Raw genomic sequence first — 14,201 nt, forward strand, 5'->3', positions numbered from 1 at the left:
CCCCGCAAGCAGGATCCCTGCGCGCCCGGACGCCTGCGTCACAGGCAAACCCTTCTGCTCCACAGAGCAAGCCGCAGCCTTACCAGCCGAACCGACGGCAGCACCTCCACACCACACAGCTCCCCGTCTGCTTGCAGGGACTCTCAAGCGTTCCCTCAGCGCCCCCCATCCGCCGGAGGCACACCGTGAAGGAAATCCTGGACGCGATCCAATCGCAGGACAGCACGGCCGCGGACTTCGCGGCCCTGTCCATCCCCGAGTCGTACCGCGCGGTGACCGTGCACAAGGACGAGACGGAGATGTTCGCCGGGCTCGAGACCCGCGACAAGGACCCCCGCAAGTCACTGCATCTCGACCAGGTCCCGGTGCCCGAACTCGGGCCCGGAGAGGCACTCGTCGCCGTCATGGCGAGCTCGGTCAACTACAACTCCGTGTGGACCTCGATCTTCGAGCCCATGGCCACCTTCGGCTTCCTGGAGCGCTACGGGAAGCTCAGCGAGCTCACCCGGCGCCACGACCTGCCGTACCACGTCATCGGCTCGGACCTCGCGGGCGTCGTCCTGCGCACCGGCCCCGGCGTCAACGCGTGGCACCCCGGCGACGAGGTCGTCGCACACTGCCTCTCGGTCGAGCTGGAGTCCTCGGACGGCCACAACGACACGATGCTCGACCCCGAACAGCGGATCTGGGGCTTCGAGACCAACTTCGGCGGCCTCGCGGAGATCGCGCTCGTCAAGTCCAACCAGCTGATGCCGAAGCCTCAGCACCTCAGCTGGGAGGAGGCCGCGGCCCCGGGGCTGGTCAACTCCACCGCGTACCGCCAGCTCGTCTCGCACAACGGTGCGGGCATGAAGCAGGGCGACAACGTCCTGATCTGGGGCGCCAGCGGCGGACTCGGTTCATACGCCACGCAGTTCGCCCTGGCGGGTGGCGCCAACCCGATCTGTGTCGTCTCCAGCGAGCAGAAGGCGGACATCTGCCGGAGGATGGGCGCCGAGGCGATCATCGACCGCAACGCCGAGGGCTACGCGTTCTGGAAGGACGAGCACAACCAGGACCCGCGCGAATGGAAGCGGTTCGGCAAGCGCATCCGCGAGCTCACCGGCGGCGAGGACGTCGACATCGTCTTCGAGCACCCGGGCCGCGAGACGTTCGGCGCCTCGGTGTACGTGACCCGCAAGGGCGGCACGATCGTCACCTGCGCCTCGACATCCGGCTACAACCACGAGTACGACAACCGCTACCTGTGGATGTCGCTGAAGAGGATCGTGGGCTCGCACTTCGCCAACTACCGCGAGGCGTGGGAGGCCAACCGGCTCGTGGCCAAGGGAAAGATCCACCCGACGCTGTCGAAGGTCTACTCCCTGGAGGAGACCGGCCAGGCGGCGTACGACGTCCACCGCAACCTCCACCAGGGCAAGGTCGGCGTGCTGGCGCTCGCCCCCCGCGAGGGCCTGGGCGTGCGCGACCACGAGCTGCGCGAGAAGCACCTCGACGCCATCAACCTGTTCCGTGACGCGCCGGCGGGACGTACCGACGAGCACAGCGGGAACGCCTGACATGACGGGCCGCCAGAAGGACCGCCCGTGGCTCATGCGGACGTACGCCGGCCATTCGACCGCCGAGGCGTCCAACGAGCTCTACCGGCGCAACCTCGCCAAGGGCCAGACGGGCCTGTCGGTCGCCTTCGACCTGCCGACGCAGACCGGCTACGACCCCGACCACGTCCTCGCCCGCGGCGAGGTCGGCCGGGTCGGTGTGCCGGTGTCGCACCTCGGTGACATGCGCCTGCTGTTCCGGGACATCCCCCTGGAGCGGATGAACACCTCGATGACGATCAACGCCACCGCGATGTGGCTGCTGGCGCTCTACCAGGTGGTCGCGGAGGAACAGGGCGCCGACATCACCACGCTCCAGGGCACCACGCAGAACGACATCGTCAAGGAGTACCTCTCGCGCGGGACGCACGTCTTCCCGCCCGGTCCTTCGCTGCGGCTGACCACCGACATGATCACGTACACGGTCAACCACATCCCGAAGTGGAACCCGATCAACATCTGCAGCTACCACCTGCAGGAGGCGGGAGCCACTCCGGTCCAGGAGATCGCGTACGCCCTGTCGACGGCCATCGCGGTCCTGGACGCCGTGCGCGACTCCGGTCAGGTGCCCGAGGAGAAGTTCGGCGACGTGGTCGCGCGGATCTCCTTCTTCGTGAACGCGGGCGTCCGCTTCATCGAGGAGATGTGCAAGATGCGCGCCTTCGGCCGCATCTGGGACCGGATCACCCGCGAGCGGTACGGCATCACCGATGCCAAGCAGCGTCGCTTCCGCTACGGCGTCCAGGTCAACTCCCTCGGTCTGACCGAGGCGCAGCCGGAGAACAACGTCCAGCGCATCGTCCTGGAGATGCTGGCCGTCACCCTGTCCAAGGACGCCCGCGCCCGCGCCGTCCAGCTGCCGGCCTGGAACGAGGCGCTGGGGCTCCCCCGGCCCTGGGACCAGCAGTGGTCGCTCCGCATCCAGCAGGTGCTCGCGCACGAGAGCGATCTGCTGGAGTACGAGGACATCTTCGCCGGATCGCACGTCATCGAGGCCAAGGTCGACGAGCTGGTGACGGAGTCGCTCGCCGAGATCGACCGGATCCAGGAGATGGGCGGCGCCATGGCGGCCGTCGAGTCCGGCTATCTGAAGTCGGAGCTGGTCTCCTCGCATGCCGCGCGCCGGGCCCGGATCGAGGGTGGCGAGGAGAAGATCGTCGGCGTCAACATCTACGGGACGACGGAACCGAACCCGCTCACCGCGGACCTCGACGGGGCCATCATGACGGTCGACCCCGCCAACGAGGCCAGGGTCGTCACGGCCCTCCACGAGTGGCGCGACAACCGCGACGAGGCCCGCGCCACCGATGCGCTGGCCGCGCTGAAGAAGGCCGCCGCGGGCACCGAGAACATGATGGAAGCGACCGTGGAGTGCGCCCGCGCGGGCGTCACCACCGGCGAGTGGTCCTGGGCGCTGCGCGACGTCTTCGGCGAGTTCCGGGCCCCGACGGGCGTCTCGTCCGCCCCGGTCGCGGTGACCGCGGAACCCGGCACACCGCTCGCCCTGGTCCGCGAGAAGGTCGCCCGCACGGCGGCCGACCTGGGTGCCGGACGGCTGCGGCTGCTGGTCGGCAAGCCGGGCCTGGACGGACACTCCAACGGCGCCGAGCAGATCGCCGTACGGGCCCGTGACGCCGGATTCGAGGTCGTCTACCAGGGGATCAGGCTGACCCCCGAGCAGATCGTCTCGGCCGCCCTGGCCGAGGACGTGCACTGCGTCGGTCTGTCGATCCTGTCCGGCTCGCACGCCGAGCTCGTGCCGGACGTGCTCTCCCGGCTGCGCGAGGCGGGCGCGGCCGACATCCCGGTGATCGCCGGCGGGATCATTCCGCCCGCCGATGCCGCCGCCCTGGTCGGGGCCGGTGTCGCCGCCGTATTCACCCCGAAGGATTTCGGTATCACGGAGATCATCGGCCGTATCGTCGACGAGATCCGGAAAGCGAACAAGCTCGACCCTCTGGAGGTCCCCGCATGACTGCCGTCAACCGCCTGCGTCCGCGCCGCTCGTGCCTGGCCGTGCCCGGCTCGAACCCGCGGTTCCTGGAGAAGGCCCAGGGCCTCCCGGCCGACCAGGTCTTCCTCGACCTGGAGGACGCCTGCGCGCCGCTCGCCAAGGAGGGCGCCCGGCACACCATCGTCGACGCGCTGAACGACGGCGACTGGACGGGCAAGACCCGGGTCGTGCGGGTCAACGACTGGACGACCCACTGGACGTACCGGGACGTCATCACGGTCGTCGAGGGCGCCGGACAGAACCTCGACTGCATCATGCTGCCCAAGGTCCAGGACGCCCAGCAGGTCGTCGCCCTCGATCTGCTGCTCACCCAGATCGAGAAGACGATGGGCTTCGAGGTCGGCAGGATCGGCATCGAGGCGCAGATCGAGAACGCCAAGGGTCTGGTGAACATCGACGACATCGCGGCAGCCTCGCCCCGCCTGGAGACCCTGATCTTCGGCCCGGCCGACTTCATGGCGTCGATCAACATGAAGACCCTGGTCGTCGGCCAGCAGCCGCCCGGCTACGGCGCGGACGCGTACCACTACATCCTGATGCGCATTCTGATGGCGGCCCGTACGCACGACCTCCAGGCGATCGACGGCCCCTTCCTGCAGATCCGCGACGTGGACGCGTACCGCGAGGTCGCGGGCCGTGCGGCGGCGCTGGGCTTCGACGGGAAGTGGGTGCTGCACCCCGGTCAGGTCGACGCGGCCAACGAGGTGTTCTCGCCCTCGCAGGACGACTACGACCACGCGGAGCTGATTCTCGACGCGTACGAGTGGTGCACTTCCGAGAAGGGCGGCAAGAAGGGCTCGGCGATGCTGGGCGACGAGATGATCGACGAGGCGAGCCGCAAGATGGCGCTCGTCGTCGCGGGCAAGGGCCGCGCGGCCGGTATGCAGCGCACCTCCAAGTTCGAAGCGCCGGAGGCCTGATCATGCAGTTCGGACGCACCTTTGAGGAGTTCGAGGTCGGTGCCCTCTACAAGCACTGGCCCGGAAAGACGGTCACCGAGTACGACGACCACCTTTTCTGTCTGCTGACCATGAATCATCACCCGCTGCACATGGACAGCAACTACGCGGAGACGACGACCGACTTCGGAAAGAACGTCGTGGTCGGCAACTACATTTATTCTCTGCTGCTCGGCATGTCGGTTCCGGATGTCTCCGGAAAGGCGATCGCCAATCTTGAGGTCGAATCGCTGAAGCATGTCGCACCGACCTTTCACGGCGACACGATCTACGGCGAGACCACCGTCCTGGACAAGACCCCGTCGAAATCCAGGAGCGACCGCGGAATCGTCCATGTGGAGACGAGGGGATACAAACAGGACGGCACGCTCGTCTGCGTGTTCCGCCGCAAGGTGATGGTCCCCACCGAGACGTACATCAAGGAGCGTGGCGGAGAACAGCCCGGCCGCCCCGAGCCGACCCAGCCTTCGCAGAAGAACGTGGAGAAGTAGCCATGACACGACTCGCCCAGACTGCCGGCCTCGACGATGTCCAGCAGGAAATCCTCTCCACGGTCCGGGATTTCGTCGACAAGGAGATCATTCCGGTCGCGACCCGGCTGGAACACCGTGACGAGTACCCGACCGAGATCGTCGAGGGACTCAAGGAGCTCGGCCTCTTCGGGCTGATGATCCCCGAGGAGTACGGAGGTCTGGGCGAGTCGCTTCTCACCTACGCGCTGTGCGTGGAGGAAATCGCCCGTGGCTGGATGAGCGTGTCGGGAATCATCAACACGCACTTCATCGTGGCGTACATGCTCAAGCAGCACGGCACCCAGGAACAGAAGGACACGTTCCTGCCGCGGATGGCGCTGGGTGAGGTCCGGGGCGCGTTCTCGATGTCCGAGCCGGCACTGGGCTCGGACGTCTCGGCGATCACCTCCAAGGGCGTCAGGGACGGCGAGGAGTACGTCCTGAACGGCCAGAAGATGTGGCTGACGAACGGTGGCACGTCCTCGCTCGTCGCCGTCCTGTGCCGGAGTGACGAAGGCCACCCCGAGGGCACCGCCCCGCACAAGTCGATGACGACGTTCCTGGTGGAGAAGGAGCCCGGGTTCGGCGAGGTCCGCCCCGGCCTCACCATTCCCGGCAAAATCGACAAAATGGGTTACAAGGGTGTCGACACGACCGAACTCATCATGGACGGGCTACGTATTCCGGCCAATCGAGTACTGGGCGGCACCACCGGTCGAGGGTTTTACCAAATGATGGACGGTGTCGAGGTCGGCCGGGTGAATGTGGCCGCGCGTGGCTGCGGTGTCGCTCAGCGTGCGTTCGAGCTGGGCGTTTCCTACGCCCAGCAACGCCAGACCTTTGGAAAGCCGATCGCCCAGCACCAGGCGATCCAGTTCAAGCTGGCCGAAATGGCCACCAAGGTCGAGGCCGCCCATGCGATGATGGTCAACGCAGCACGCAAAAAGGACTCCGGGGAGCGAAACGACCTGGAGGCAGGGATGGCGAAGTACCTCGCCTCCGAGTACTGCAAGGAAGTCGTCGAGGACGCCTTCCGAATCCATGGCGGCTACGGCTTCTCCAAGGAGTACGAGATCGAGCGCCTCTACCGGGAGGCCCCGATGCTGCTGATCGGTGAAGGTACCGCCGAGATCCAGAAAATGATCATCGGGCGCCGACTCCTCGAGGAGTACCGGTTCCAGGGTTGATTGTCCCTTTCGAGGCGATTTAGCAGCGAAGAAGATCACACCCTGTCACCCTCAGGCGGTGCCTTCAAGCCGTCCGACTCGGCTGCTGGCTTGCCCAGTTGCTGCTCGCAACCGATAACATCGCCGGAAAAGCCGCCGTCCCCCGTTGCCAGCGCGGCATCATCCGCTACGAAGGTCATCCATGCCCGACAGCCAAACCTCTGCACCACGCGGCGGAGTCCGCCTTGCGCGCGGAGCTTCGCCGTGGCTCCTCCCGACTGTCGCCACCGCGGCACTCAGCCTCACCCGGGCCCGCAAGTCCGGACGCTGGGCCGCGGTGGCCGTGCCCACCACCGCGCTCGCGGCGGGCATGCTGTGGTTCTTCCGCGACCCCGAGCGTGAGATCACCCAGGGCCGGGTCATTTCGCCGGCCGACGGCGTGGTGCAGAGCATCATGCCCTGGAAGGACGGACGCACTCGCGTCGCGATCTTCATGAGCCCGCTGAATGTCCACGTCAACCGTGCGCCCCTGGCGGGCACGGTGACCTCGGTCGAGCACGTCCCCGGTGGTTTCGTCCCGGCATTCAACAAGGAGAGCGAGAACAACGAGCGCGTTGTCTGGCACTTCGACACCGAACTCGGTGACATCGAGATGGTGCAGATCGCGGGTGCGGTCGCCCGTCGTATCGTCCCCTACGTCCCGCAGGGCACGAAGGTGGAACAGGGCGAGCGCATCGGTCTGATCCGTTTCGGTTCCCGGGTCGACATCTACCTTCCGGAAGGTATCGATGTCGCGGTCGAGGTCGGCCAGGCCACTACCGCGGGGGTGACTCGAATTGACCGTGATTGATCCCGACACACAAGCCGGCTGGGTGCCGGAGGCGGAGTCCGAGGAGGACGCCGGCGAGGACATGCCGCTCTCTCTGCGGCTGTCGATAGCGGACACCCTCACCCTCGGCAACGCCACCTGCGGTTTCATGGCGGTGTACTTCACCACCACCGGAATCCTCATCCCGCACCTCACGGGCAGCGACGAGAGCGGCATGGCCCGGCACTCCGCGGCCACCGCGGTGATACTGATGCTCCTCGCCGCGGTGTTCGACCTCTTCGACGGGCTCGTGGCACGCAAGCTGCGCTCCTCGCCGATGGGCGCCGAACTGGACAACCTCTCGGACCTGATCAGCTTCGGGCTCGCCCCGGCGTACTTCGTCCTCGTCTACGGCATGGTCGCGGACGACGCACACCAGCGGGTGTCGGCGCTCGCGGCGATCGTGGTGCTACTGGCGGTGGTGCTGAGGCTTGCCAGATTCTCCTGCGTGACCATGAAGGACGGCATGTTCCAGGGCATGCCGAGCCCCTTCGGAGCGCTCACGGTCGTCTCGATCGTGCTCCTGGAGCTGCCCTTCGTGCCGACACTGCTCGCGATCGTCGGAGTGGCGTGGCTGATGGTCAGCCGGGTCGAGTACCCGAAGCCGCGGGGCGTCCTCGCGGTGGCCATGCTCAGCTGGATCGTGGCCGCGATGGGGCTCCTCGCCGCCTGGGCGTTCGACGCCCCCGGCGGTCAGCTGCTCCTTCAGACCGGCTGCGCGCTCCAGGTGGTCCTGGGAGCGGTCATCCCGCTCTTCGCGACGGCCCGGAGGGTGAACACCTTCCGCGGCAACCGGCGTGAGGCGCGGACGGCTCAGCTGCCCTAGCGGCACGGAAAGACACGCATACGGAAGGGCCCCGGGTGTTCCCCAGCACCCGGGGCCCTTCCGCATTGCCGGGGCCGTCCCGCAGACGGCGTGGGGCGCGTGCCGCGGGTCCGGGCTGCGGGCGGTCGGCGGGCACCACCGCACCGCCGTCACCGGTGGGGCGGTGTGCGACGGTGTGCGGTCGGATGCCGGCGATCCGCGGACAGGGCCCTGTCGTTCGCCACCCCGGTCATCAGCCGGGTACGAGCACGGCCGCCCCGTTCACACGGTCGGCCGCCAGATCGCTCAGTGCCCGGTCCGCGCTGTTCAGCGGGTAGGTGCTCACCGTGGACCGGATGCCCACGCGTCGGGCCAGGTCAAGGAATGCGCGGCCGTCCTCGCGGGTGTTGGAGGTGACGCTGCGCAGGTTGCGCTCCTGGAACAGATGGCGCTGGTAGTTCAGCGCGGGAATGTCCGACAGATGGATCCCGGCGATGGCCAGGGTGCCCGACCTGTCCAGTGCCTCCATCGCCACCGGCACCAGGTCGCCGACGGGTGCGAACAGGATGGCCGAGTCCAGCGGTTCCGGCGGACGGTCGTAGGCACCGCCCGCCGACGCGGCGCCGAGTTCCAGAGCCAGCGCACGCGCCGCGGGCGAGCGGGTGAGCACATGGACGGTGGCGCCCTCGGCAAGGGCCACCTGGGCCGCCAGATGGGCCGAGGCACCGAATCCGTAGATGCCGAGCCGCCCGCCCTCCGGCAGTGCGCTGCGCCGGAGCGAGCGATACCCGATGATCCCCGCGCAGAGGAGCGGTGCGAGCCGGGCGGCGTCCTGATCCTCCGGAAGCCGGTAGGCGAACGCCTCCGGGACCAGCGTGGTCTCGGCGAAGCCCCCGTCCGCGTCCCACCCCGTGTAGCTGGACCGCGGGCAGAGATTCTCCCGGCCGCCGCGGCAGTACCGGCAGCGTCCGCAGGTTCCGCGCAGCCAGGCTCCGCCCACCCGCTCACCGACACGGAACAGTCCGGTCCCGTTGCCGACCGCCGTCACCCGGCCGACGATCTCGTGGCCGGGGACCGTGGAGGGGCGGTGCGGGAGGAGGTCGCCCTCCGCCAGATGCAGGTCCGTGCGGCAGACACCGCACGCCTCGACATTCAGCAGGAGCTCCCCCGGACCGGGATCGGGCACCCTGCGACGTACGTGCGTCAGGGGCCCGGTGCCGATCGGACCGGGTGTACGGACGGCCCAGACGCTCTGCTCGGCCGGGACGGACGCGGAGACTGCCACACATCCAGCCTGCGGCGGCGGCGCCGAGGCGGCAACCTCCTGCCGCCGGGCCCCTGCGCCCGACGTCAGGAGGGCTAAGGTTTCATCAGGGGCACACCCAGACGCCCGGGGACGTCATGCACCGACACCGCAGCGCACCGGACAACACCCAGGAGCTCCTGGTCACCCTCGGGCGTCTGGTCGATCAGGCGCTGGAGAACATCAGGATCCAGCGCGCCCGCGCGGAGTTGGGCATGGCACTGCAGCGGCACATGCTCCCTGCCGAGCTGCCGGAGTTCCCCGGCATCCGGATCGCGGCCCGCTACTCGCCCTCGCAGGACGGTCTGGCCGTCGGCGGTGACTTCTACGACGCGTTCGCGATGAAGGACGGGGTGGCGGGGATCGCCATCGGTGATGTGCAGGGGCACGGGGTGGAGGCCGCCGCCTTCATGGGCGAGGCCCGCGCCAGTCTCCGGGCCCTCGCCAGCGTCACGGTCGACCCCGGGGAGGTGCTGGCCTGCGCCAACGACCTGCTGATCTCGCTGGGGTGTGACCTGTTCACGACCTGCTGTCTGCTGAGCCTGACCCCGGGGAGCGGCGAGCTCTCCATCGCCCGTGCCGGTCACGTGCCGATCATCTGGGGCACCGACTCGGGTGACTCGGGCGTCTCCCTGGACGCCGGCGGGGTGCCCCTCGGGATACTGCCCGGCCAGCAGTACCCCGTGACGCGTCGGCGGCTGATCCAGCCCGGGTATCTGGTCCTGGTCACGGACGGTGTCGTGGAAGGACCCGCCTACCCGATGGACGAGGGGCTGGCCGCCGTGTCCGGGCTGATCGCCTCGGCGGACGGGAGCGATCCCGGGGAACTGGCTTCGAGGGTGATCCAGGTGGCGGACCTGACCGGTCACGAGGACGACGCCGCCGTCCTCGTCATCCGCTGCGACGGCACACGGGGCGCCGGCCCGGGCCTGTCCGGCGGACCGTGATCCGCCGGACGGGCCCCGGCGGCGAGCACGCCCGGGTGCCCCGTTCGTCGGTTCGGCGGCCGCCCTGCGCACGCCGGACCAGGGGCGTGCCCGTGGACGTCGGGTGTTCGTCCGCTCCATCGGCGTGGCGTCGGCGCGCCTGACCGCTCAGGACGCCTCGGCCTGGTGTCTGATGCTGCTGTGGTGGACAACGCACGGCTCCGGCAGCACACGGCCACGGTCCTGACGATCGCGGCGGTGGCCGTCTGCTACTACGTGACGGGCCGCCTGGGACTGCTCCAGCAACTGGTGCGCGGGCAGGTCACGCCCCTGTGGCCGCCGACCGGGATCGCGGTCGCGGCACTGCTTCTGTTCGGTGTGCGGGTCTGGCCCGGAATCGCGATCGGCGCTCTCGCCGTCAACATCTTCCTCGGGCCTTCCGCACTTCCCGTACTGGCCATCGCGGTCGGAAACACCCTTGCCCCGCTCTGCTCCTACCTGATGCTGCGCCGGGTCGGCTTCCACAACGATCTCGACCGTCTGCGGGACGCGACTGCGCTGGTCTTCCTCGGTGCGCTGGGCGGCATGCTGATCAGCTCGACCGTGGGCACCGCCACCCTGGTCCTGTCCGGGGCGATCCGGTCCGGTGATTTCTGGCCGACGTGGTCGGTGTGGTGGACGGGCGACGCCATGGGCGTCATGGTCGTCACGCCGTTCCTGCTTGTCGTGCGAAGGTTCCGGTGGCCGCGCGGCGCCGGCCTGCCCCGATGGGCCGAGGCGGCGGCTCTGGTGGGGTGCGCGGCGACCGTCGCCGTCGTGACGACCGACACCCAGGCCTCCCTGCTCTTCCTCGTGTTCCCCGTCCTGATCTGGGCCGCCTTCCGCTTCGAGCGGGCCGGCGCCTCGTGCTGCGCGCTGGGCGTGTCCCTCATCGCGATCCTCGCCGCCGGCCGGTCGACCGGCCCCTTCGCCCATCGCGGCCTTCTCACGAACATGATCACGCTCCAGGCCTTCAACGGAGCCGTCTCCCTCACGGCTCTGCTGCTCGCGGCGGTCGTCACCGAGCGGAACCGCACATACCAGGAAATCAAGCGACTCTGTAGGCAACTCTCCGAGAAAGTGGCACGACAGGACACGTGAATCACTCCATCGGCCGTACGAAGGGTGCGCTCCCCCGCGATCCGACGCAGGCTGATGGTCGAACGGCACCGCGACGAAGGCAACCGGACGCCGACACTCGGGCGGACGGGCGCCGTAAGAGGTGGAGCCATGCCCCGTGTGTCTGCGAACGTCCACGTGTCCCGCCCCGCTGACGAGATCTTCTCGTTCCTCCGGGATCCGCGGAATCTGGCCGTGTGGTCGTCGACCATAGATCACGTGATCGAGGGACCGATCAGCACGGAATTCGGTGACGAGTACACCTGCAAGTTTCCGGGCCGACGCCGGGCGCACCGTCTCACGTGCACCGCGAGCGCGCCCGTCGAGTACCTGGCCTTCCGCGGAGCGTGCATGTGGACCCCGCTGGGCCGTCACTCCCCGGAGCTGGAATTCCGGCTGAGTCCGAGCCGCCGGGGAACGATGGTCGACGTGTCGGTCAAACCCCATCTGGACGGCGGCATGATCATCCTTGCCCCGTTCGTGACGATGGCGTGGCGCCGAGATCTGCCGTCGGAGCTCGGGTGTCTGGCGGAGCTGCTCACCGAGGGCGACCTCACCGGCGAAGGACGTGACGGGGGAGGCGGGGCGGGCCCCGACGCCGGGCTGGGCGACGGTCACGGTGCGGAGCCCTCCGTGGGCTGACGCGGTGGGGGGTGTCCCGCTGTCCGAGCCCGCCGCACCCGCCCCCACCGAGACCGAGGGCGGGCCGCGAGGCTCCCCCGACCCGCCTTGTCCTGCCCTTTCCTGCGTCGTCCTCGGCCGCCTCCGGCCTCGAACGCCGGACGGGTTCGGGGCCGGACGCCGTGATCCGGAGGAGCTACAGCAGGAAGTCGCGCGCGAGCGCCTCCGACGCACGTTCCAGGAGGGGGCCCGCCTGGGCCATGGAGACCGCGGGGTCCGGTTCCAGGTCGGTGAGCGCGTACGCACGGCTGATTCCCGCGGCGGTCAGTGCTTCCGGTGGCAGGGCGAGGCGGCCGCAGACCGCCACCACCTCGATGCCCGCGGCGCGGGCGGCCGCGGCCACGCCTGCCGGGGCCTTGCCGTGGAGGGTCTGCTCGTCGAGCGATCCCTCCCCGGTGATCACCAGCGTGGCCCGCGCCAGTGCCGGGGCGAAGCCGAGGACGTCGAGCATGACCTCGATACCGGGGCGGAACCGGGCACCGAGAGCGACCAACGCCCCGTAGCCGATGCCGCCCGCCGCACCCGCGCCGGGCAGCGCGGCCTGCTCCGGGCCGAGGACGGACGCGTAGTGGGCGAGCGCGGCGTCGAGGGTCGCGATGTCCTCCTCCGTCGCGCCCTTCTGCCGGCCGTACACCTCCGGGGCGCCCTTCGGGCCCGTCAGCGGGTTGTCGACGTCGCTGGCGAGGACGAGGTCCACGTCGGCCACGCGCGGATCGAGGCCGGACAGATCCGCCTCGGCCAGGTCGGCGAGCCCGCCGCCACCGGGACCGACGGGCTTGCCGTCCGCGTCCAGGAAGCGGGCCCCGAGCGCGGCCAGCATGCCCGCACCGCCGTCCGTGGTCGCGCTGCCGCCGACCCCGAACACGATCGTCCGTGCACCCGCGTCGAGCGCGGCGGCCAGCAGTTCGCCGGAGCCGTACGTCGTGGCCGTGAGCGGGGCGAACGTCCCTGCGGGGAGGTGCTGGAGACCGGAGGCCTCGGCCATCTCCACCACCGCGGTGGTGCCGCGCAGCGCGTACGCCGCGGTCACCGGATCTCCGAGCGGCCCGGTGACCCGTGCCTCACGGCGCTCGAACCCCGCGGCCACCGCCGCCGCCACCGTGCCGTCACCGCCGTCCGCCACGGGCAGGGTCTCGACCCCCACATCGGGGACGACGCGCCGCAGCCCGGCCGTCACCCGCTCCGCGACCTGCACGGCCGTGAGCGAGCCCTTGAACTTGTCCGCCGCGACGAGCACGCGTGCGGTCTCCATCACTGCTCCGTCCGCCACCTTGAATCCCTTGCTTTCGAACAGGCAGTCGCGCCGCCCCGACCCTATCCGCAGCGCATACCCGCTGCCCAGAGCCGTCTCACCCCGGCGCCTCCCTCCACCTGCTGCGGTGACCGGAGAGGCCCGACGGCTCGCGACGCCCGGCACGGCGCCTCGCCGCGTCGTCGCATCACCCGAGTGCGTCCGGCACGGGGGCGATCCACCGCCTCGCGACGCACCGCACCGGATGCCGCGAGCCTCCCGGCAACCCGTTCCGGGCGCAGCACTACGCTGCCCGCGTGACCACCACTGACTACGCCACCTACATCGCGGGACTCCCCCGGGTGCTGGCCGCCGCCGCCACCGTGTTCCGGGACGCCCGGGGGCACGTGCTGCTCGTCGAGCCGAACTACCGGGAGGGCTGGGCGCTGCCCGGCGGGACCGTCGAGTCCGACACCGGCGAGAGCCCCCGGCAGGCCGCGCACCGCGAGACGGTCGAGGAGATCGGTCTCGACCTGAAGCCGGGACGGCTGCTGGCGATCGACTGGGCGCGCGGCCCGGAACGGCCCCCCATCGCCGCCTATCTGTACGACGGCGGAGTGCTGGACGAGACCGCCCTGAAGGCGATCCGGCTGCAGGAGGAGGAACTCCTGTCCTGGAAGCTGGTCGGGCGCGACGACCTCGGCCGATATCTGCGCGACGGTCTCGCGACGCGTCTGAGGGCGGCACTGGACGTGCTCGACTCCGGCGGCGGCGCGGTGGAACTGGAGGACGGCCGCCCGGTCGCCGACTGAGCTGCCTGCGCGCCCGAGCCCCGGCACACCGATCGACGTTTTCAGCCGGTATTCCCTTTGTGTCCCGTTGTCCTGACGGGCCGTCTGCTGATATTCCGGTCATCTGCTGCCGGACACCTTCGTTCATGTGTCATTGGTCCGCAGTGCACGCTCGACCGGCATCATCCG

13 protein-coding genes are annotated in these 14,201 nt (G+C 69.5%); 11 read left to right on the plus strand and 2 right to left on the minus strand.

Features of this window, described 5'->3' with window-relative positions:
- The first annotated feature begins 185 nt into the window (after nucleotides 1–185).
- The 7 genes from ccrA to pssA all read left to right on the plus strand — a co-directional run bounded on the left by ccrA (nucleotide 186) and on the right by pssA (nucleotide 7,943).
- On the plus strand, nucleotides 186–1,559 hold the full coding sequence (gene ccrA, locus ACIRP2_RS31340) for a crotonyl-CoA carboxylase/reductase (RefSeq protein ID WP_404256182.1): 1,374 nt from the start codon (nucleotides 186–188) through the stop codon (nucleotides 1,557–1,559).
- A 1-nt stretch (nucleotide 1,560) separates the two neighbouring features.
- Nucleotides 1,561–3,573 carry a protein meaA gene (locus ACIRP2_RS31345; protein ID WP_404256184.1) on the plus strand — a complete coding sequence of 671 codons (2,013 nt, stop codon included), beginning with the start codon at nucleotides 1,561–1,563 and terminating at the stop codon, nucleotides 3,571–3,573.
- Entirely contained in the window at nucleotides 3,570–4,532 is a 963-nt protein-coding gene (locus tag ACIRP2_RS31350; protein WP_404256186.1) for an HpcH/HpaI aldolase/citrate lyase family protein, read from the plus strand. The genes ACIRP2_RS31345 and ACIRP2_RS31350 overlap by 4 nt, the downstream gene beginning before the upstream one ends.
- A gap of 2 nt (nucleotides 4,533–4,534) precedes the next feature.
- Nucleotides 4,535–5,062: a MaoC family dehydratase gene (locus tag ACIRP2_RS31355; RefSeq protein WP_404256188.1), complete on the plus strand. Its 528-nt coding sequence runs from the start codon at nucleotides 4,535–4,537 to the stop codon at nucleotides 5,060–5,062.
- 2 nt (nucleotides 5,063–5,064) lie between these two features.
- On the plus strand, nucleotides 5,065–6,270 hold the full coding sequence (locus ACIRP2_RS31360) for an acyl-CoA dehydrogenase family protein (protein WP_404256190.1): 1,206 nt from the start codon (nucleotides 5,065–5,067) through the stop codon (nucleotides 6,268–6,270).
- A gap of 181 nt (nucleotides 6,271–6,451) precedes the next feature.
- A complete protein-coding gene (locus ACIRP2_RS31365) occupies nucleotides 6,452–7,099 on the plus strand; it encodes a phosphatidylserine decarboxylase (RefSeq protein ID WP_351080572.1) in 648 nt (215 codons plus the stop codon).
- A complete protein-coding gene (gene pssA / locus ACIRP2_RS31370) occupies nucleotides 7,086–7,943 on the plus strand; it encodes a CDP-diacylglycerol--serine O-phosphatidyltransferase (RefSeq protein ID WP_351080570.1) in 858 nt (285 codons plus the stop codon). The genes ACIRP2_RS31365 and pssA overlap by 14 nt, the downstream gene beginning before the upstream one ends.
- A gap of 232 nt (nucleotides 7,944–8,175) precedes the next feature.
- On the opposite strand, the gene ACIRP2_RS31375 is transcribed toward pssA, so the two are convergent.
- Nucleotides 8,176–9,207 carry a zinc-binding alcohol dehydrogenase family protein gene (locus ACIRP2_RS31375; protein ID WP_404256193.1) on the minus strand — a complete coding sequence of 344 codons (1,032 nt, stop codon included), beginning with the start codon at nucleotides 9,205–9,207 and terminating at the stop codon, nucleotides 8,176–8,178.
- Nucleotides 9,208–9,323: 116 nt separating this feature from the next.
- On the opposite strand from ACIRP2_RS31375, the gene ACIRP2_RS31380 reads away from it, so the two are divergent.
- From ACIRP2_RS31380 to ACIRP2_RS31390, 3 genes are all read left to right on the plus strand, one after another.
- Nucleotides 9,324–10,172 (plus strand): PP2C family protein-serine/threonine phosphatase, encoded by an 849-nt coding sequence (locus tag ACIRP2_RS31380; RefSeq protein ID WP_404256195.1) that lies wholly within the window; start codon nucleotides 9,324–9,326, stop codon nucleotides 10,170–10,172.
- Between the two features lie 165 nt (nucleotides 10,173–10,337).
- Nucleotides 10,338–11,291, plus strand: a complete 954-nt coding sequence (locus ACIRP2_RS31385) for an MASE1 domain-containing protein (protein ID WP_404256197.1) — start codon at nucleotides 10,338–10,340, stop codon at nucleotides 11,289–11,291.
- 129 nt (nucleotides 11,292–11,420) lie between these two features.
- Complete coding sequence (locus ACIRP2_RS31390; protein ID WP_404256199.1) at nucleotides 11,421–11,951, plus strand: SRPBCC family protein; 531 nt, start codon at nucleotides 11,421–11,423, stop codon at nucleotides 11,949–11,951.
- A gap of 175 nt (nucleotides 11,952–12,126) precedes the next feature.
- On the opposite strand, the gene ACIRP2_RS31395 is transcribed toward ACIRP2_RS31390, so the two are convergent.
- Complete coding sequence (locus ACIRP2_RS31395; protein WP_404256201.1) at nucleotides 12,127–13,242, minus strand: glycerate kinase; 1,116 nt, start codon at nucleotides 13,240–13,242, stop codon at nucleotides 12,127–12,129.
- 296 nt (nucleotides 13,243–13,538) lie between these two features.
- On the opposite strand from ACIRP2_RS31395, the gene ACIRP2_RS31400 reads away from it, so the two are divergent.
- The gene (locus tag ACIRP2_RS31400; RefSeq protein WP_404256203.1) at nucleotides 13,539–14,033 is read left to right on the plus strand and encodes an NUDIX domain-containing protein; all 495 of its coding nucleotides are present in this window, start codon (nucleotides 13,539–13,541) and stop codon (nucleotides 14,031–14,033) included.
- Nucleotides 14,034–14,201: the final 168 nt, after the last annotated feature.

It is taken from the genome of Streptomyces sp. NPDC101194, from assembly GCF_044767885.1.
GTDB lineage: Bacteria > Actinomycetota > Actinomycetes > Streptomycetales > Streptomycetaceae > Streptomyces.